The sequence below is a fragment of the Sinimarinibacterium thermocellulolyticum genome (assembly GCF_040327995.1).
Lineage (GTDB): Bacteria > Pseudomonadota > Gammaproteobacteria > Nevskiales > Nevskiaceae > Solimonas > Solimonas thermocellulolyticum.
The window spans coordinates 1-19520 of record NZ_JBEPIJ010000009.1; the positions used below are offsets into that span (position 1 = coordinate 1).

The window sequence follows — 19520 nt, forward strand, 5'->3', positions numbered from 1 at the left end:
GGGGAGCTGCGTCCAAAGCGCCGAAAATACCCTCACCGTGTCGTCAAATTGGTCATTCCGAAACCAGAAAGCCTCCGCCCGTGCTCCAGGCGCGTCTATCGGCTCGCTGGTGACGGATCCGGGTTAGCTGCCAGCCCTGCATCTTCCGGGTGTGGCAGTCCATCACCGAGGCCAGTGTCAACCAGCCATCGTGACCGCCCCGCGCTCGGCACAGATCGGCGGCCCGGTGTTCCTCCGGCGCCGGGCGACCGTCGGCAGCGCGCTACATGGCCTCTCCGCCCCGAGATGAGCCTTGGCGGTAATCGGCGTTACATCACCCTCTGGCGCTGGTCGCGTAGGCATGAACGGGTTATCTTGACGTTTGCCCACCGCTGAATCAGGTCAAGGGGTAATCCGCGTGACTGCCGCGCATCCGTTCCGCAACGACGACCATGAAGCCTTCCGCCAACAAGTGCGCCGCTTCGTCGAGCGCGAGATCGCGCCGCACGTGGAGCGCTGGGAGGCCGAGCAAACGCTGCCGCGTGAGCTGCACCGCAAGGCTGCCGAGGCTGGTCTGTTGCAGATCGGTTTTCCGGAGGCCTACGGCGGCGTCGAGGTACCGGACCTCTACTACCTGATCGTGCTCACCGAGGAACTGGCGCGTGCCGGCAGCGGCGGCGTGATCGCGAGCCTGATGTCGCACGGCATCGGCACCCCGCCAATCGTGCATGCCGGCACGCACGAGCAGAAGCAGCGTTTCGTAGCACCGGTGCTCGCCGGCGAGAAAATTGCCGCCCTGGCCATCACCGAACCGAGCGGCGGTTCGGACGTCGCCAACTTGAAGACGCGCGCCGTGCGCGACGGCGATCACTACATCGTCAACGGCACCAAGACCTTCATCACCTCGGGCCTGCGCGCCGATTTCATCACCACCGCCGTGCGTACCGGCGGTGACGGCATGGGCGGCATTTCCCTGCTGGTAATCGAGGGCGATACGCCGGGCCTGACGCGCACGCCTCTGCGGAAAATGGGCTGGTGGTGCTCGGACACGGCAACGCTGTATTTCGACAACTGCCACGTGCCGGTTGCCAATCGCATCGGTCCCGAGAACGCCGGCTTCATGGCGATCATGATGAACTTCAACCACGAGCGCATCATGCTCGCCGCGCAGGCGCTGGCCTTCGCCCAGGTCTGCTACGACGAGTCGCTGGCCTACGCGCGCGAGCGCCAAACCTTTGGTCGTGCGCTGATCAAGAGTCAGGTGATCCGCCACAAGCTGGTCGACATGCGCATGCGCATCGAAGCCCTGCGCGCGAATCTCGACGTGCTCGCCTGGCGCGTCGCGCGCAAACAGATGCCGGTGGCCGAGGTCTGTCTGCTCAAGAACCTGGCGACGACGACGCTCGAATGGGTCGCCAACGAGGCGCTGCAGATCTTCGGCGGCGCCGGCTATCTGCAGGGGGCGAAGGTCGAGCGCATCTACCGTGAAACCAAGGTGCTGACGATCGGTGGCGGTTCACTGGAGATCATGAAGGATCTTGCCGCGCGGCAGATGGGGTATTGACGCGGTCGCACGGCGGCTCCCGCACCCACGCTCGCCCGCCACGCGGCGGGCTCACGGCACCGTGTCGCCGCCGCACCGCTCGCCCAAGGTGCCTACGATCGGTGGCGGCTCGCTGGAGATCATGAAGGATCTCGCGGCGCGGCAGATGGGGTATTGACGTCCGCACGTTGACAATCAACTCGGCGACACCGTAAGACGGCCCTCGACAAGACGAGACCCGGGCAACACGCCCGTTACGGAGGAGAGTCGCCATGGACCGACGATGCCGTGCTGCCGTCGGCGCCGTGCTGTCATCGTGCCTGTTCGTTGCCTGCGGCAGCAGCGAACCACCGACATCAATCGACACGCCGCAGGCACCGTTGGTTGGCTCTCTGTACAACGGCCCCGAACCGCGGCCCGGACCGCCGATCCTGTACGCCCCGCCGCCGCGCGCACCGCAGCTCGAGAACACGGGTGTCTGGCGCGCCCCGCCGATCCTGATCTCCGGCGCCTCGGCCTACCGCGACGGCGAGTTCCTGTATCAGGACTTTCTGTTCGACGATCACGGCGCCAACGGCACGCTGGAGAACGTCGTCGACATCGCCGCCGGACTCGATGGGGTCGCCGACGACGTCTTCTCGCGTCGCGGCGGCAGCTACCGCTACCCGCTCGATCCGGTGTATGCGAACAACGCCGCTGATCTGGTCGAGTTCCGTGTACGCGCACTCGACGAGGCCACGGCGTTCCGCGTGACTCTGAACACCCTACTCGATCCCGACCGCGTCGGACTCACACTGGCGCTCGGTGACAGCGCCGAGCCGCGTGTGCTGCCGCGCGGCGCGAACGTCGTCGTACCGGCACGCTGGGCGCTGACGGTGTTCGAAGCGCAGGCGGAACTCGTCGATCTGGACACCGGGGAAGTGCTCGCCAGCGATCTGCCGGTCGACGTGGATCTCGAACGCGCGCAGATCCAATGGCGCGTGCCGCGCAGCGTCAGGGATCCGGGCCGCGAACGCATCGCGATGGCGTTCGGCGTCGGTCTGTGGGATACGACGGCCGATGCGTATCTGCTGCCGGGCGCGGTCGCCAGCGAGACCAGCCCCGGTGGCGCCCTCGGCTTGAGCGGCCCACCCGCGGCCTTCTTCAATGTCGCCTTTCGTTACGACGAGCCCGGGACCGAGCTTTTGCCGTCGCTGTTCACGGACCTCGTGCTCAACACCGCCTGGTGGCGCAACCAGCGCCAGGGCGCGGCGCTTGCCGCCGGCGACATCAGCGAGTTCCGCGCCATGGTGGACTTCGGCCGCCTGCGCGACGGTGTCCGCGACGACATGCCCAACCAGCCGGGCGGCACGCCGACGGTCGGCGCGATCAGCCGAATTTTCGCCAGCCGCTTCACGCATGCGCCCGGCATCGATCCGGCGAACGACTGCGGCACCGCCCAGGGCTGCCTCGGCCGTTTCGGCGGTCAGTTGCAGCCCTACGCGCTGTACGTTCCGGATCGCGAAGCCCCGGACGGCGGCTTCGGCTTCACGCTGCTTTTGCACTCGCTGGCGGCCAATTATCACCAGTACCACGGCACCCGCCATCAGCGGCAGCTCGGCGAACGCGGTCGCGGATATCTGGTCGCGACGCCGGCGGGCCGCGGTCCGGACGGCTGGTATGTCGAGACCGCCGGAGCCGATGCCTTCGAAGTCTGGAACGATGTCGCCCGGCACTATCCGCTGAATCCCAACTACGCGGCCGCGAGCGGTGTATCGATGGGTGGCTACGGCAGCTACCGCTTCGCGACGCGCTATCCGGATCTGTTCGCGCGCGTGCACACCATCGTCGGCCCGCCTGCGGTCGGCATCTGGGTGCCGCCGCTGCAGCCGAGCCCGGGCCCGCAGTCGAACACCTTCGAAGCGCTGGCGTCTTTGCGCCATGTGCCGACGCTGATCTGGGCAGCGACGACCGATGAGCTGGTGCCCTATCCCGGGCCGCTGACACAAGCCCAGGAGCTCGATCGGCTCGGCTATCGCTATCGCTTCGAAAGCTACGCGCCGGCCGAGCATCTGACGTTCTCGTTCAATGACGAGTACCAGCCCGGCGCCGACTTTCTGGGCGATCACGCGGTCGTGCGCAATCCGGCGCACATCAGCTACGTGGTCAACCCGCGCATGGACTTTGCGAACGTCGGCATGGTCGCCGATCACGTCTACTGGCTGTCGGCACTGGCCACACGCGATGGCGAGCCCGGCAGCATCGACGCGGTTTCCGAGGGTTTCGGCGCGAGCGACGCCGAAGTATTGCCGACGCAGTTCGGCGCCGGGCTTTTGACCGGCGGCAACCTGCCGGCGATTGCCTACCTCAGCCAGTCACGCGATTGGGGTGATGCCCCCGCGGCCACGGCGGCCGACCGGCTGCGGCTCGTGCTGCGCAACATCGCGAGCCTCACCGTCCACCCCGAGCGCGCGCGCTTAAGCTGCGCTGCCGAACTGCAGGTCGACAGCGACGGCCCGGTGGAAGTCCGCTTCGCCGGCTGCGATCGCGTCGAGCGATATTGAGGCGCCGGCGCGACTAGGCGCCGACGCATCCTCCTACTCCTCTTGCGGCTCGCGCGCCACCGCGCAGCTCGAATGCACGTTGAGCGTCGCCGCAGCTGACAGCAGGCCGCCGGAGAAGGTCAGGCGCAGGCCGTTGGCGGCGGCGCTCGCCTCACCCAGCGGCGGCGTCGACAGCAGGTTCACCTCCTCGCCGCCGATGACCCCAAGCAGCGCCAGATACAGCGGCGCGAAACCCACGCCGAAGCTTTCCTGCACGGTGCAGTTCGCGCCCTCGGCATCACAGGTGACGGTGTCGATCGTCACCTCGGACAGCAGTTCGGCGCTGAGCAACGAGGCACTGCGGCTGACCAAAAAGCCAGCCGGCCGGCCCACACGCAGCGGACTGGTCGGCGTCTGTGACACCGTCACCGAGACGCTGGACTGCGTGAGCAGACCGAGCGGGATGCTCATCGTGCCGAAGGTCTCGACATTGGCATCGAAAATCGCCGCCGGCTGCTGCACCTCACAGCCGAGGCAGGCCATCGAGGCTTCGTCGCTGAATACCGAGGGCGGTGCGATGAACTCGGTCTCGCAGAAGGCATTGAGCGGCTCGACCACGAGGGTCGCCGATGCGGACGCCGGGCTGATGCCCTGCGCATCGGCGATCGCACCGGTGATCTGCGCCGAACCGACGGCGAGAGTGCTGAAGTTGTCGTCGTCGGCCGGGTTGTCGGCGACGCTGGCGTCGCTGCTGGTCCAGGTGACGTCGAACATGCTCTCGTCGATCCGGCGCACCTGACCATCGGTGAACGCGCCGTAGATGTCGAACGGCACGTTGGCGCCGGCGGCGACGGTGTAGCGGTCGGCCGGATCGCGTGCCGTCGCCGACTGCGGGCGCACGTGATCGACCCCGACCAATTCGGCATCGGTGACGGTGACGAACGTCGACGCGCTTCGATCTTGGAACGTCGCCGTGATGCGCTGCGGCGTGGTGCTGGGTGCGACGCCGAGCACGACGCCGCGATCGTCAACGGTGGCGATCGCCGTGTCCATTTCCTGCCAGTCGACGCGCTCGGTCACATCCTCGTCGACGACGATCACGCCGTCCTCGGCACCTTCGGTTCCGGGGGGGACGGTCTGCTCGAACGTGGCGATGGCGCGAAAGCTCAGCGTGGTACCGGCCGGAATCTGCGAACCCTGCTGCGGATCGAGGGGCTGCACGCGCAGGCCGGTCAGGGTGACGATCGGCGTGAAGTCGGGGCTACGGATCCCGCCGTCTCCGCAAGCGGACAAAGCGGCTGCCAATGCAGCCGAAACCCAAAAACGCAACGCATTCATCTGCCGACTCCCGCGCAAGAACCAGTGATGTCGAGTGGGCTGACCCAACTCTGCTTATTTACGGCTTTCGTGTGTCTCATCATAATGCATCTGCTTGCGCCGCAGCGGAACCGGCGGCGGCAAAACGTCAACTCAATTCACGGTAGAACCGCGACCTCCACACGCAATCGCGGGCGGTGGCCGGGGCCATTTCAGGGATCGGGAGATCGTCAAGATGTCGAAGCATGCTCGGCTCGCCGCCGCTACAGTCCTTCTGGGCATCGTGGCCGGCGCGTCGGCCAAGGAGTTCGATGACCGCCTCTACGTCACCCCGATGATCGGCGGCGTGTTCGCCGATTCCGATGTGGGTCCGCTGGGCGGCATCGTCGTCGGCAAGAACGTCTCGCCGCGGTTCGGTGTCGAGCTGGATCTCAACTACAGTGCCCTCGACGTCAGCCACCTGCCCGCGGAAAACGATTACGAGCGCCTCACGCTGGGCGTGAACCTGCTCGGCTACTTCGCTGCGGATACCGCGAACGTGCGTCCGTTTCTGCTCGCCCACGGCAATCTGCGCAGCCTCGACTTCCTCGGCGTGGGGCTGGACGGAGCCGGTGTCGCCGTCGGAGGCGGCGCGCTGTTCAAGCTGGCGCCGAAGTGGGATGCGCGTCTGGACGTGCGCTACAACCTCGATTTCATCGGCGAGCGCACCGAGAACAACGTCACCGTGCCCGAGGACACCTTCTACCTGTGGAGCACCGGGCTGGGCGTGAGCTACAAGTTCGGCGCCGACCCGTACGACGCCGACGGTGACGGCGTGCCCGACCACCTCGACAAGTGTCCGGACACGCCCGCGGGTGTCGCCGTGTACTCCGACGGCTGCCCGATGGACTTGGACGGCGACGGGGTGCCGGACTACCTCGACAAATGCCCGAACACGCCCAAGGGCGTGCTCGTCGGGCAGGACGGCTGCGAGCTCGACAGTGATGGCGACGGCGTGCCCGACAGCCTCGACCAGTGCCCGAACACCCCGCGCGGCGCCCGCGTCAATGCGGTGGGCTGCCCGCTCGATGCCGACGGCGACGGCGTGCCGGACGGCCTCGACCGCTGCCCGGATTCCCCGCCCGGCCTGCCGGTCGGCCCCGACGGCTGCCCGCTGGATTCGGACGGCGACGGCGTGCCGGATCACCTCGACGAGTGCCCGAACACACCGCCGGGCGCCAAGGTGCTACCAAACGGCTGCGCACTCGAGGGCGACTGCCGCAAGCCGCGCCCCGGCGAGCAGGTGGACGCCAACGGCTGTGCTATCGACCGCAGCTTCATCCTGCGCGGCGTCAAGTTCGAGTTCGACTCGGACCGCCTGACGCCGGAGGCGCGCGAGATCCTCAACGAGGTGGCCGAGACGCTCAAGGCCTATCCCAACATCGACGTCGAGCTCGAAGGCCACACCGACGCCATCGGCTCGGACAACTACAACCTCGGCTTGTCGGAGCGCCGCGCGATCTCGGTCAAGGCCTACCTCGAAGGCCGCGGCATCCAGGCACGGCGCATGCGCCCCGTGGGCTATGGCGAGAGCCAGCCGATCGCCAGCAACGACACCGAGGAAGGCCGCGAGGAGAACCGTCGCGTCGAACTGACGGTCATCGAGGACTGAAACCGAAACGGCCGTCGTGACGAAGAACCCCGCTCGCGAGCGGGGTTCTTCGTTTGCGCCGGCAACGGCGTCAGTCGGTCTGCGGCTCGACCTGGACCAGCAACTGACGGTTCTTGACCTGCTGTCCGGCCTGTGCGCCGACTGCGATGACCTTGCCTGCGACCGGCAACGAGAGCTGGAACTCCATCTTCATCGCCTCGAGCACCGCCAGCGTCTGACCCTTGGCCACGGTGTCGCCGACCTGCACGTGCACGGCGACGAGCTTGCCGTCGGAGTGCGCGAGCAGACGGCCATCGGAACCGGCGGATGCGGCCTCGACCGGCGCCAGGGTGACATCTTCGTAGCAGTACACCTCGCCTTCGGCATCGAGCCACATGCGATTGCCGTCGCGCGCGGTTCTGGCCTTGCCCTGCACTCCGTCACAGATGTAGTGGAACTCGTGCGCGAGATTGCGCACGACGTCGATCACCAGCGTCTGCCCCGAAATGACGATGGTGAATACATGGCCGTCGTGCACGAGCACCTCCAGATCGTGCGTCTGGTCGCGCCACTTCAGCCGGTAGTCCGCGGGCGACTCGTGCGAGCTGTGCCAGCCGATGAACTCGGGCGCGAGATCGTGCGCCGCGGCGAGCGCGAAGGCCTCGTCCATGTACAGCGCCACCGCGGCCAGCGCGTAGTGACGCGGCGTCGGCTGCATCGCCGCAATCGTCTGCGTAGGGAAATGCTGGCCGATGAAGCCGGTGGAGAAGTCGCCGCCGGCGAAGGCCTCGTGTGCGAGGATGCGCCGCAGATATGCCTTGTTGCTGACGACACCGAGCAGGGTCGTGTCGTCGAGGGCGTGCAGCAATCGCGTGCGCGCGGTGTCGCGATCCTCGCCCCAGGCGATCAGCTTGGCCTGCATCGAGTCGTAGTACGGACTGATCCGCTGACCTTGCTGCAGATAGCTGTCGACGCGGATGCCGACCCCGGACGCCGGCCGCCAGGCGAGCACGGTGCCGGTCTGCGGCAGGTAGTTCTGCAGCGGATCCTCGGCGCACAGCCGCACTTCGATGGCCCAGCCGCGGCGGCGTGCCAGCACCTCGTCCTGCGACATTGGCAGTACCTCGCCCTGGGCGACGCGTAGCTGCCACTCGACCAGATCGATGCCGTAGACGAGCTCGGTCACCGGGTGCTCGACCTGCAAGCGCGTGTTCATCTCCAGGAAATAAAACGCGCCGTCGCGTGCGAGCATGAACTCCACCGTGCCTGCGCCGACGTAGTTCACCGCTCTGGCGGCCGCGACCGCGGCCGCGCCCATCCGCGCACGCAGCGTCTCGTCGACCGCGGGGCTCGGCGCTTCCTCGACGACTTTCTGGTTACGGCGCTGCACCGAGCAGTCGCGCTCGCCCAGATGGATCACGTTGCCGTGGCGATCGCCGAACACCTGGATCTCGACGTGACGCGCATCCAACACCGCCTTCTCGATGAGCAACTGGCCGGAACCGAAGGCGTTCTCGGCCTCGCTGCGCGCAGAGCGGATGTTCTCCAGCAGCGCGGCCGCGTCATGAACCAGACGCATGCCGCGACCGCCGCCGCCGGCGGCGGCCTTGATCATCACCGGCAGGCCGATCTTCTTCGACTCCGCCACCAGCGTCTCGTCGGACTGATCATTGCCCTGATACCCGGGCACGCAGGGCACGCCGGCCTCGATCATGCGGATCTTGGAGGCCGACTTGTTCCCCATCGCCTCGATCGAGGCCGGGTCCGGGCCGATGAAGACGAGTCCCGCGTCCTGCACCGCCTGCGCGAAAGCCTCGCGCTCGGACAGGAAGCCGTAGCCGGGATGGATCGCCTGCGCGCCTGACGTCCTCGCCGCGGCGATGATCTTGTCGATCGCCAGATACGAGTCCTTGGCCGGCCCCGGACCGATGTGCACGGCCTCGTCCGCCTCCAGCACGTGCAGCGCATCGGCATCGGCGTCGCTGTAGACCGCGACGGTGCGGTAGCCGAGGCGCTTGGCCCCGCGGATCACGCGCACTGCGATCTCGCCCCGGTTGGCGACCAGTACCTTGTCGAATCGTTTGGTCATTCGTCTGTCCCGTCAAAACGCCGTGCAAACCGTTCTTGCGCATCCGTGCGCGATTCGGCCTCTCCCTGCCCGGCCAACCCCGTTCGGGCGCTCGCAGCGCCGACTGCCACTCGCCCACGCGGCCTCAAGTGCCGCGCGCCCACTTCGGCGCGCGCTTTTGCATGAAGGCCGCGATGCCTTCCGGCGCCTCGGGCCCGCGCACACAGCGCGCGAACTGCCGCGCCGCATCGTCGAGCACCGCGTCCATGTCCATGCGTGCGACCTTGAGGATGATGTCCTTGGTCACCGCATTGGCCTGTGGTGCGCAATGCAGAATCTGCTCGAGGCTGGCATCGAGGCGCGTCTGTAGCTCGGTTTCGTCGTCGAAGCATTCGTGCACCAGACCCAGCGCCAGCGCCTCGCGGCCACGGAACTGCGCGCCGGTCAGACACAGCCGCCGCGCCTGCGTCAGGCCGATGCGTTCGACGACGAAAGGCGCGATCTGCGCCGGCGGCAGGCCGCGCGTCGTCTCCGGCAGGCCGAACTTCGCATCGACCTGCGCGAACGCGATGTCGGACACGCAGGAAAAACCGAGGCCGCCGCCGAGTACCGCGCCTTCGCACACCGCGATCAGCACCGCCGGCAACTGTCCGGCCTTGCGCAGCATCGCGCCGAAGCGGCGCGACCAGGCTTCGATCGGATCGGCCTCGCCCGGCGCCGGCGCCTTGAGGCCGCCGGCGATCACCTCCTTGAGATCGGCACCGGCACAAAAATGCCCGCCGGCGCCACGCAGCACGACGGCGCGCACCTCGCGACTCGCCGCGATCGCGTCGAACACCGCGTCGAGCTCATCGATCATCAGCGCATTGAGGGCATTGCGTGCGTCGGGTCGGTTGAGCGTCACATGCAGCACGCCGTCATCCGCGCGCAGCAACAGCGTCGTCGTCTCCGGCCAACGCATCGTCTCAAACCTTGCGCTTGCCGCCGAAGCCCAGACGCTTGCTGATGATGCCCAGCATCACCTCGTCGGCACCGCCGCCGATCGAGTGCAAGCGCAGATCGCGGTAGAACTGGCTCACCGGGTTGTCCCACATATAGCCCTGCCCGCCCCAGAACTGAAGGCAGCCGTCGGCGACCTCGCGCGCGACGCGCGCCGTCTTGAGCTTGGCCATCGACGCGGTCAGGGTGACATCGCGGCCGGCGATCAGCTCCTCGGTCGCCCGATGCACCAGCGCGCGACAGGCCTCGATCTCGGTGGCCAGCTCGGCGAGCCTGAACTGCACGTACTGGTTGTCGAGAATGCTCTGGCCGAAGGCGGCCCGCTGGCGCGTATACTCGGCGGTGGTGTCGATACACCGCTGCATGGCGGCGAGGATGCTCGCCGACAAGAACAGCCGCTCCTCCTGGAACTGCTGCATCTGGTAGACGAAGCCCTTGCCTTGCTCGCCGATCAGGTGCCGCGCCGGCACGCGCACGTCGTCGAAATAGATGATCGCGGTATCGCTGGAACGCTGGCCGAGCTTGTCGAGCTTGGTCTTGCGGTCGATGCCCTTGGCATCGAGCGGTACGACGAGCAGCGACTTGTTGCCGTGACGGCCGCCGTCGCCGTCGGCGGTGTTGGCCAGCAGGCACACCCAATCGCCCTGGGTGCCGTTGGTGATCCACATCTTCTGGCCATTGATCACGTACTCGTCGCCCTGGCGCAGCGCGGTGGTCTTGATGCCGGCCACGTCGGATCCGGCGCCCGGCTCGCTGACGCCGATGCAGGCGACCATCTCGCCGGCGATCGCGGGCTTGAGATAGTTCTGCTGGAGATAGTCGCTGCCGTAACGCGCCAGCGCCGGCGTCGCCATGTCGGTCTGCACACCGATCGCCATCGGCAGGCCGCCGACCGTGCAATGACCCAGCCCTTCGGCAAAGGCGACCTGATAGCTGTAATCCAGCCCCAGGCCACCGACCGCCTCGGGCTTGTTGATGCCGAGCAGGCCGAGCGCGCCCATCTTGCGCAGCACCTCGCGCGCCGGCCAAATACCGGCTCGCTCCCACTCGGCGGCGTTCGGGTTGATCTCGTTTTCGACGAACGTCTTGGTCGTCTCGAAGATCTGCCGGTGTTCGTGGGTGTACTGCATGGCCGCTCCTACAGACGTGCGACGCCGAAGCTGTTGGGGAAGGTCTGGCGCAGCTGCGCTTCGCGGCACACCGACAGGCACAAGCCGAGCACGCGGCGGGTGTCGCGTGGATCGATCAGGCCGTCGTCGAACAGGCGCGCGGTGGCGGCAAAGGCGTGGCTCTCCTTGTCGAACTGCGCAACCACCTGGTCGTACAGCGCCTTGAGCATCTTCTCGTCGGCCTCCGACATCTTCTTGCCCTCTTTGGCCCATTTCTCGCGCGTGATGATTTCCATCACGGCGGCGGCCTGTTCGCCGCCCATCACTGCCGTACGCGAGTTGGGCCAGGCAAAGATGAAGTGCGGGCCGAAACCGCGACCGCACATGCCGTAATTGCCGGCACCGAAGGAACCGCCCATGACGATGGTCAGTTGCGGCACGGTGGCATTGGCCACCGCCTGAATCATCTTGCTGCCGTGCTTGACGATGCCGCCCTGCTCGCTCTCGGTGCCCACCATGTAGCCGGTGGTGTTCATCAGATAGACGATGGGGATGTTCGCCTGACAGCAGAGCTGGATGAACTGGCCCGCCTTGGTCGCGCCCTTGGTGGTGATCGGGCCGTTGTTCGAGATGATGCCGATCTGATGCCCGTGCAGCACCGCGCGGCCGCAGATGGTCTGCTGGTCGTACTCGCTCTTGAATTCCAGGAACTCCGAGCCGTCGACGATGCGCGCGATGACCTCTCGGCAATCGAAGGGCTTGCGGTAGTCGGGCGACACCACGCCGCAGAGCTCGTCGATGTCGTACAGCGGCGCGCGCACTTCGCGCAGTTCGAGCTTCGGCCGCTGCGCGTTCCAGTTCAGGTTCCTGACGATCTCGCGGGCGATGCGGATGCCGTCGGCGTCGTTCTCGGCGATGAACTCGGAGGTGCCGGCGATCTGGCAGTGCATCTCGGCGCCGCCCAGATCCTCGTCATTGGCGATCTCACCGGTCGCGGCCTTGAGCAGCGGCGGGCCGGCAAGGAACACCTTGGCGCGCTTGCGCACCATCACCACGTAGTCGGACAGACCCGGCATATAGGCGCCGCCGGCGGTCGACGAGCCGTGCACGACCGTGATCTGCGGGATACCCGCGGCCGACAGCCGGCACTGGTTGGCGAAGGTCTTGCCGCCGGGAATGAACACCTCGGCCTGATACAGCAGATTGGCGCCGCCGGATTCGATCATGGAGATCACCGGCAGCTTCTGCTGCAAGGCGATCTCCTGGATGCGCAGTCCCTTCTGCACACCCCAGGGCGTCATCGTGCCGCCCTTGATCGCCGAGTTGGACGCAGAGACCATGCAGCGCACACCGGACACGTAGCCGATGCCGCAGATGGTGTTGCCGCCGGCGAGCGAGCCGTCCTTGTCGTCGTGCATCTTGTAGCCGGCGAGCGTCGACAGCTCCAGCCACGGCGAGCCGCGGTCGAGCATCAGGTGTACACGCTCGCGCGGCAGGATCTGGCCGCGCTTGTGGTAGCGCTCGCGTTTGGATTCTTCCTCCTTGCGTCCCTTGGCCTCGATCGCGCGCCATTCTTCGATCAGTTTGAGCAAACCCTCGCGGTTCTGCCGAAACTGCGCGCTGCCAGTGTCGATCTTCGATTCGATGATGGGCATATCGGTCTGCGGCTGGCGGGCCGTGCGGGATACGGGACGGGTCATCCTACTCAAGCCTGAGGAAGAAGTGAAGCGCGATTCATTTCTTGAATCTTGGCTCAGGCCGCGACAGACTGGCGCATGGCCTATCGCCGTTCCGCGTTGATGCAAGAGCGCCTCGCCGACAATCGCGAGCGCATCCTCGCGGCTGCCCGCCGGCGCATCGCCGCGCAGGGTTACCGCGGCATGCAGATCGCCGCGGTGGCCGCCGAGGCCGGCATGTCCACCGGCATGATCTACCGCTATTTCCGCTCCAAGGCAGAGCTGTTCGTCGAAGCCTTGTCCGCGGCGATCGGCCAGGAGCTCAAGCTGCTGAACGCGATCGCCGACGGACCCGGCAGCGCCCGCCAGCGACTGTACGCCGCGGTCGAATGCTTCACCCGCCGCGCCCTCGCCGGGCCGGGTCTGGCCTACGCCTTCATCGCCGAACCCGCCGAGGCCGAAGTCGACGCCGCCCGCATCGAGGTGCGGCAGCGCCTCGGCGATGTCATCAAGCGCATCCTCAGGCAAGGCATCGACGCCGGCGAGTTCCCGCCACAGGACGTCGATGCCAGCGCCGCCTGTATCGTCGGCGCCTACACCGAGGCGCTGATCGGACCGCTGGCGCCGCGTGCCGAACGGGTCAAGGACCGTGACCGGCTCACGCGCGCGATCTGTGATTTCTGCGTACGCGCGGTCAGTGCGCCGGCAGACGGGCGCGGCAGGCCTTGATCAACGCAGGGCCTTGGGTTTGACCGCACGGTGAAAGCCCGTGTAGGGCTTGGAGTTCTGGTGGTCGAGCAGCGGAAACGGCCCCACGCCGAGGCTGGCGCCGCCATCGATCTTGATGCAGGCGCCGGTGATGAAGGCCGCAGCCTCGCTGAGCAGGAACACGATCGCGCTCGATACCTCGGCCTCCTCGGCCATGCGCTTGAGCGGGGCAAGGCCCGCGAGCTTGGGAATCACTTCCTGGGCGAAGGCCGGGTCGTAATGATCCATGCCACTGGAGGCGACGAAACCGGGCGCGACTGCGTTGACGCGCACGCCGGATACGCCCCATTCGATGGCCGCGGTCTCGGTGAAATTGAGCATGCCGGCGCGCGCGGCGCCGCTGTGGCCCATGCCCGGCATGCCGCCCCACATGTCGGCGATCATGTTCACGATCGCGCCACCGTGCTGCTTCATGCACTGCTTGTAAGTCTCGCGCGCGACGAGAAAACCGCCGGTGAGATTGTTCGCGACGACGGCGTCCCAGCCCTTCTTGCTGATCATCGCCAGCGGCATCGGATATTGGCCGCCAGCGTTGTTGACCAGCCCGTGGATGCGCCCGCGGTCGCAAAGGATCTGCGCGATGCTCGCGCTCACCGCCTCTTCATCGCGGATGTCGAAGACGACGCGCGACGCCTGCCCTCCATCCTCGAGAATCTCGGCGACCACCGCATCGAGTTTTTCCGGGTTGCGGCCGGTGATGACCACGTGGGCACCGAGCGCGGCGAGCTCGTGGGCGGTGCAGCGCCCGATGCCCGACCCGCCGCCGGTGACGACGATGGTCTGACCGGCGAACAGATCCGGACGAAAAGCCGAGCGGTACGGCATGGAACACTCCCGAACAGGACGCGCAAGAAACCCCGCGACTCAGAACGAATCGCCCGGCACCCGCACCCAGCCTTCCATCAGGATACGCGCCGAGCGCGACATGATCGCCTTTTTGACCACCCAACGGCCGTCGATCGGCTCGGCCGCCGCCCCCACGCGCAAGGTGCCGGACGGATGACCGAAGCGTACCGCCTCGCGCGCGCCGCCGCCGGCGGCGCGGTTGACCAGCGTGCCGGGAATCGCCGCCGCGGTGGCGATGGCCACCGCGCAGGTGCCCATCATCGCGTGGTGCAACTTGCCCATCGACAATGCGCGCACGTTCAGATCGATCTCGCTGGCCTTGATGTGCTTGCCGCTGGAGGCGACATAGTCCTTGGGCGGCGCGACGAAGGCGATCTTCGGCGTGTGCTGACGGCTCTGCGCTTCCAAAGGGGTTTTGATCAGGCCCATGCGCAGCGCGCCGGCGACACGAATCGCCTCGAACCGGGCCAGCAGCTCGGGCTTGGTGTTGACGTCCTCGCGCAACTCGGTGCCGGTCAGGCCGATGGCTTGGGCATCGACGAAGACGGTCGGGATGCCGGCGCTGATCAAGGTCGCCTTGAGCGTGCCGATGCCCGGCACGTCGAGATCGTCCACCAGATTGCCGGTCGGGAACATCGAGCCGCCCTCGTCGCCGTCGTCGGAGGGATCGAGAAACTCCAGCACGATCTCGGCGGCAGCAAAGGTCACGCCGTCCAGCTCGAAATCGCCGGTCTCCTGCACCTGCCCGTTCGTGACCGGAACATGGGCGATGATGGTCTTGCCGATGTTGGCCTGCCAGATGCGCACCGTGCAGATGCCGTCGCGCGGCAGACGCGCCGGGTCCATCAGCCCGGCGTGAATCGCGAACGCGCCGGCCGCCGTCGACAGATTGCCGCAATTGCCGCTCCAGTCGACGAAGGCCTTGTCGATGGACACCTGGCCATAGAGATAGTCGACGTCGTGATCCGGACGTGTGCTCTTGGACAGGATCACGCACTTGCTCGTCGAGGAGGTCGCCCCGCCCATGCCGTCGATGTGTGCGCCATAGGGGTCCGGGCTACCGATCACGCGCATCAGGAAGCGATCGCGCGCCTGCCCCGGCTCCCGGCAGCGCTCCGGCAGATCCTCGAGTCTGAAGAACACGCCTTTGGACGTACCGCCACGCATGTAGGTGGCGGCCACCTTGATCTGAGGAGGGTGCGACATGGCGCTCGAACCTTGAACCTTGGTCAGGCTGCCCGGGCAGACGCGAGAAAATCCTGGGCGAAACGCTGCAATACGCCGCCGGCTTCGTAGATCGAGGCCTCCTCGTCGGAGTCGAGCCGGCAGGTCACCGGCACGTGCACGATCTGGCCGTCCTTGCGGTGGATGACCAGCGTCAGCGTCGCGCGCGGCTTGCGCTCGCCGATGACGTCGAAAGTCTCGGTGCCGTCGATGCCCAGCGTCAGGCGCGTGGTGCCCGGCTCGAACTGCAGCGGCAGCACGCCCATGCCGATGAGGTTGGTGCGGTGGATGCGCTCGAAACCCTCGGCCACGATGGCCTCCACACCCGCGAGGCGCACGCCCTTGGCGGCCCAGTCGCGCGACGATCCCTGGCCGTAATCGGCGCCCGCGATGATGATCAGCGGCTGCTTGCGCTGCATGTAGGTCTCGATCGCCTCCCACATGCGCATGACCTTGCCGTCGGGCTCCACGCGCGCGAGCGAGCCCTTCTTGCCCACCATCTCGTTGAACAGTTGCGGATTCGCGAACGTCGCGCGCTGCGCGGTGAGGTGGTCGCCGCGGTGCGTGGCGTAGGAGTTGAAGTCCTCCTCCGGCAGGCCCATCTTGGCCAGATACTCACCAGCGGCGCTGTCCGGCAAGATGGCATTGGACGGCGAGAGATGATCGGTGGTGATGTTGTCGCCGAGCACCGCCAGCGGCCGCAGATTCCTGAGCGTGCGCTCGCCGGCGAGCGCGCCCTCCCAATACGGCGGACGGCGGATGTAGGTGCTCTGCGCTCGCCATTCGTACAACGGCTTGGTCTTGCCGTCGGCGACGCGCTTGAAATCGAACATCGGCTCGTAGACCCGCCGGAAGTGCTCGGGCTTGACGCTCTGGGCGATCACGGCCTCGATCTCGGCGTCGCTGGGCCAGAGGTCTTTGAGCGTCACCGGCTTGCCGCTCGGGTCATGGCCGAGCACGTCTTTTTCGATGTCGAAGCGAATCGTTCCGGCGATCGCATAGGCGACCACCAGCGGCGGGCTGGCCAGGAAGGCTTGCTTGGCAAAGGGATGGATGCGGCCGTCGAAGTTGCGGTTGCCGGAGAGCACGGCCACGGCATAGAGATCGCGGTCGATGATTTCTTTCTGGATCTTCGGATCCAGCGCGCCCGACATGCCATTGCAGGTCGTGCAAGCGAAGGCGACGATGCCAAAGCCGAGCTGCTCCAACGGCGCGAGCAGGCCGGCCTCCTTCAAGTACAGCTCCACCGCCTTGGATCCCGGCGCCAGCGAGGTCTTGACCCAGGGTTTGCGCGCGAGCCCTTTGGCGACGGCATTGCGCGCCAAAAGACCCGCAGCGATCACGTTGCGCGGATTGGAGGTGTTCGTGCAACTGGTGATCGCGGCGATGATCACGGCACCGTCGGGCATGGTGCCCTCGCCGGGTGCCGGCATGCGCCAGGCGCCGGCGATGCCGCGTTCGGCGAGCGCGCTGGTCGGCAGGCGCTTGTGCGGGTTACTCGGTCCGGCCATGTTGCGCACGACGCTGGACAGGTCGAACCTCAGGCGGCGCTCGTACTCGGCCGTTTTGAGCGCATCCGCCCAAAGACCGGTGTGCTTGGCATAGATCTCGACCAGCTCGACCTGCGCGGCATCGCGGCCGGTGAGTCTGAGGTAGTCGATGGTCTTGTCGTCGATGAAGAACATTGCCGCCGTCGCGCCATACTCCGGGGCCATGTTGCTGATGGTGGCGCGATCGCCGATCGTGAGTGCGGCAGCCCCCTCGCCGTAAAACTCCAAGTAAGCGCCGACGACTTTCTCCTTGCGCAGGAACTCGGTCAGCGCGAGAACCACGTCCGTCGCCGTGATCCCCGGCCCTGGCTTGCCGGTCAATTCGACGCCGACGATGTCGGGCAGGCGCATCCACGAGGCGCGGCCGAGCATCACGTTCTCGGCTTCCAGACCGCCGACGCCGATGGCGATGACGCCGAGCGCATCAACGTGCGGGGTGTGGCTGTCGGTGCCCACGCAAGTGTCGGGGAAAGCCACACCGTCCTGGGTGTAGATCACCGGGCTCATCCGCTCCAGGTTGATCTGGTGCATGATGCCGTTGCCCGCGGGGATGACGTCTACGTTCTTGAACGCGCGCCGGGTCCATTCGATGAAGTGGAAGCGATCCTCGTTGCGCCGATCCTCGATCGCGCGGTTCTTGGCAAAGGCGTCTTTCTCGTAACCGGCATGCTCGACCGCGAGCGAGTGATCGACGATCAACTGCACCGGTACGACCGGATTCACTTGGGCCGGATCGCCGCCCTGCTCGGCGATGGCATCGCGCAATCCGGCAAGATCGACTAGCGCCGTCAGGCCCAGGATGTCGTGGCAGACCACCCGCACCGGGAACCACGGAAAATCCAGATCGCGCCGGCGTTCGATGAGCTGACCCAGATACGCGTTCAACTTCTCCGGCTCGGCGCGCCGCACCAGATTCTCGGCGTGCACGCGCGCGGTGTAGGGCAGCTTGTCGTAGGCCCCGGGCTGGATCGCGTCCACGGCTGCGCGCGCGTCGAAGTAGTCGAACTGGGTGCCGGGGAGTTTCTTGCGGAAGGCTGTGTTCATAATCGGTGCGACGTGAGAGCTCAGACGTGAGACCGGACGGACGAGGCGAAAAGCTGCCGCCTCACGTCTCACGCAAGATCGACTACGGCCGGTCCTTCAGCGGCACGAACTTGCGATCCTCCGGTCCGACGTAGTTCGCGCTCGGGCGGATGATCTTGCCGTCGATGCGCTGCTCGATGATGTGCGCACTCCAACCCGAGGTGCGGGCGATCACGAACAGCGGCGTGAACATGTCGGTGGGCACGCCCATCATGTGGTAGCTCACCGCGCTGAACCAGTCGAGGTTGGGGAACATCTTCTTGATGTCCCACATCACCGTTTCGAGGCGCTCGGCGATATCGAACATCTTCATGTTGTTCTGCTCGGCCGAGAGCTGTCGCGCGACCTCTTTGATGACCTTGTTGCGCGGATCGGACACGGTGTACACCGGATGCCCGAAGCCGATGATGACCTCCTTTCTCTCGACCCGCGCGCGGATGTCGGCTTCGGCCTCGTCCGGGTTTTCGTAGCGTTTCTGGATCTCGAACGCCACCTCGTTGGCGCCGCCGTGCTTGGGCCCGCGCAGCGCGCCGATGCCGCCGCAGATGGCCGAGTACATGTCCGAGCCGGTACCGGCGATCACGCGGCAGGTGAAGGTACTGGCGTTGAACTCGTGCTCGGCGTAGAGGATCAGCGAAGTGTGCATCGCGCGCACCCAGCTCTGGCGCGGCTTCTCGCCGTGCAGCAGGTGCAGGAAGTGGCCGCCGATCGAGTCGTCGTCGGTCTCGACCTCTATACGCTTGCCGTTGTACGCGTAGTGGTACCAGTACAACAGCATCGACCCGAGCGAGGCCATCAGCTTGTCGGCGATGTCACGCGCACCCGGATGGTTGTGATCCTCCTTCTCCGGCTTGACACAGCCGAGCACGGAGACGCCGGTGCGCATCACGTCCATCGGATGCGCCGAGGGCGGCAACTGCTCGAGCGCGGCCTTCACCGCGGCCGGCAGTCCGCGCAAGGCCTTGAGCTTGGCCTTGTAAGCCGACAGCTCGGCGACGTTCGGCAGCTTGCCATGCACCAAAAGGTAGGCGATCTCCTCGAACTCGCAGCTCGTCGCCACGTCGAGAATGTCATAACCGCGATAATGCAGATCGTTGCCGGAACGGCCCACGGTGCACAGCGCGGTATTGCCTGCGGCGGTACCGGACAGCGCGACCGACTTCTTGGGCTTGAATCCAGCGGCGGCGGGAGTCGCTTCGCTCATGA

General features: G+C 66.6%; 13 protein-coding genes. 4 read left to right on the plus strand and 9 right to left on the minus strand.

What is annotated here, in order from left to right:
• The first annotated feature begins 397 nt into the window (after positions 1-397).
• A complete protein-coding gene (locus ABSH63_RS09105; protein ID WP_352889178.1) occupies positions 398-1543 on the plus strand; it encodes an acyl-CoA dehydrogenase family protein in 1146 nt (381 codons plus the stop codon).
• Positions 1544-1794: 251 nt separating this feature from the next.
• A complete protein-coding gene (locus ABSH63_RS09110; RefSeq protein WP_352889180.1) occupies positions 1795-4065 on the plus strand; it encodes an alpha/beta hydrolase-fold protein in 2271 nt (756 codons plus the stop codon).
• Positions 4066-4098: 33 nt separating this feature from the next.
• Here ABSH63_RS09110 and ABSH63_RS09115 read toward each other — a convergent pair whose 3' ends face one another.
• Positions 4099-5382 (minus strand): hypothetical protein, encoded by a 1284-nt coding sequence (locus ABSH63_RS09115; RefSeq protein ID WP_352889181.1) that lies wholly within the window; start codon positions 5380-5382, stop codon positions 4099-4101.
• Positions 5383-5596: 214 nt separating this feature from the next.
• Here ABSH63_RS09115 and ABSH63_RS09120 point away from each other — a divergent pair, with 214 nt between their 5' ends.
• Complete coding sequence (locus tag ABSH63_RS09120) at positions 5597-7012, plus strand: thrombospondin type 3 repeat-containing protein (protein ID WP_352889183.1); 1416 nt, start codon at positions 5597-5599, stop codon at positions 7010-7012.
• A 70-nt stretch (positions 7013-7082) separates the two neighbouring features.
• Here the strand turns inward: ABSH63_RS09120 and ABSH63_RS09125 are convergent, their stop codons facing one another.
• The 4 genes from ABSH63_RS09125 to ABSH63_RS09140 form a co-directional block, all read right to left on the minus strand.
• The gene (locus tag ABSH63_RS09125; RefSeq protein ID WP_352889185.1) at positions 7083-9080 is read right to left on the minus strand and encodes an acetyl/propionyl/methylcrotonyl-CoA carboxylase subunit alpha; all 1998 of its coding nucleotides are present in this window, start codon (positions 9078-9080) and stop codon (positions 7083-7085) included.
• A 124-nt stretch (positions 9081-9204) separates the two neighbouring features.
• Positions 9205-10020, minus strand: a complete 816-nt coding sequence (locus tag ABSH63_RS09130) for an enoyl-CoA hydratase/isomerase family protein (protein ID WP_352889187.1) — start codon at positions 10018-10020, stop codon at positions 9205-9207.
• Between the two features lie 4 nt (positions 10021-10024).
• Positions 10025-11188 carry an acyl-CoA dehydrogenase family protein gene (locus ABSH63_RS09135; protein WP_352889188.1) on the minus strand — a complete coding sequence of 388 codons (1164 nt, stop codon included), beginning with the start codon at positions 11186-11188 and terminating at the stop codon, positions 10025-10027.
• Positions 11189-11196: 8 nt separating this feature from the next.
• Entirely contained in the window at positions 11197-12822 is a 1626-nt protein-coding gene (locus tag ABSH63_RS09140; protein WP_352889189.1) for an acyl-CoA carboxylase subunit beta, read from the minus strand.
• A 120-nt stretch (positions 12823-12942) separates the two neighbouring features.
• Between ABSH63_RS09140 and ABSH63_RS09145 the strand changes: the two genes are divergently transcribed.
• Positions 12943-13572 carry a TetR/AcrR family transcriptional regulator gene (locus ABSH63_RS09145; protein ID WP_352889190.1) on the plus strand — a complete coding sequence of 210 codons (630 nt, stop codon included), beginning with the start codon at positions 12943-12945 and terminating at the stop codon, positions 13570-13572.
• On the opposite strand, the gene ABSH63_RS09150 is transcribed toward ABSH63_RS09145, so the two are convergent.
• The 4 genes from ABSH63_RS09150 to prpC all read right to left on the minus strand — a co-directional run bounded on the left by ABSH63_RS09150 (position 13573) and on the right by prpC (position 19518).
• Entirely contained in the window at positions 13573-14436 is an 864-nt protein-coding gene (locus ABSH63_RS09150) for an SDR family oxidoreductase (protein ID WP_352889191.1), read from the minus strand.
• 39 nt (positions 14437-14475) lie between these two features.
• Complete coding sequence (prpF, locus tag ABSH63_RS09155; RefSeq protein ID WP_352889192.1) at positions 14476-15663, minus strand: 2-methylaconitate cis-trans isomerase PrpF; 1188 nt, start codon at positions 15661-15663, stop codon at positions 14476-14478.
• 23 nt (positions 15664-15686) lie between these two features.
• Entirely contained in the window at positions 15687-18275 is a 2589-nt protein-coding gene (acnD, locus tag ABSH63_RS09160; protein WP_352889194.1) for a Fe/S-dependent 2-methylisocitrate dehydratase AcnD, read from the minus strand.
• Between the two features lie 82 nt (positions 18276-18357).
• Positions 18358-19518 (minus strand): bifunctional 2-methylcitrate synthase/citrate synthase, encoded by a 1161-nt coding sequence (prpC, locus tag ABSH63_RS09165; protein ID WP_352889195.1) that lies wholly within the window; start codon positions 19516-19518, stop codon positions 18358-18360.
• Positions 19519-19520 lie beyond the last annotated feature (2 nt).

Coding starts and splice junctions, on each gene's coding strand:
- ABSH63_RS09120 (WP_352889183.1), top strand. CDS start 5,597: ATGTCGAAGCATGCTCGGCTCGCCGCCGCTACAGTCCTTCTGGGCATC.
- ABSH63_RS09110 (WP_352889180.1), top strand. CDS start 1,795: ATGGACCGACGATGCCGTGCTGCCGTCGGCGCCGTGCTGTCATCGTGC.
- ABSH63_RS09145 (WP_352889190.1), top strand. CDS start 12,943: ATGGCCTATCGCCGTTCCGCGTTGATGCAAGAGCGCCTCGCCGACAAT.
- ABSH63_RS09140 (WP_352889189.1), bottom strand. CDS start 12,822: ATGCCCATCATCGAATCGAAGATCGACACTGGCAGCGCGCAGTTTCGG.
- ABSH63_RS09125 (WP_352889185.1), bottom strand. CDS start 9,080: ATGACCAAACGATTCGACAAGGTACTGGTCGCCAACCGGGGCGAGATC.
- prpF (WP_352889192.1), bottom strand. CDS start 15,663: ATGTCGCACCCTCCTCAGATCAAGGTGGCCGCCACCTACATGCGTGGC.
- prpC (WP_352889195.1), bottom strand. CDS start 19,518: ATGAGCGAAGCGACTCCCGCCGCCGCTGGATTCAAGCCCAAGAAGTCG.
- acnD (WP_352889194.1), bottom strand. CDS start 18,275: ATGAACACAGCCTTCCGCAAGAAACTCCCCGGCACCCAGTTCGACTAC.
- ABSH63_RS09135 (WP_352889188.1), bottom strand. CDS start 11,188: ATGCAGTACACCCACGAACACCGGCAGATCTTCGAGACGACCAAGACG.
- ABSH63_RS09150 (WP_352889191.1), bottom strand. CDS start 14,436: ATGCCGTACCGCTCGGCTTTTCGTCCGGATCTGTTCGCCGGTCAGACC.
- ABSH63_RS09130 (WP_352889187.1), bottom strand. CDS start 10,020: ATGCGTTGGCCGGAGACGACGACGCTGTTGCTGCGCGCGGATGACGGC.
- ABSH63_RS09115 (WP_352889181.1), bottom strand. CDS start 5,382: ATGAATGCGTTGCGTTTTTGGGTTTCGGCTGCATTGGCAGCCGCTTTG.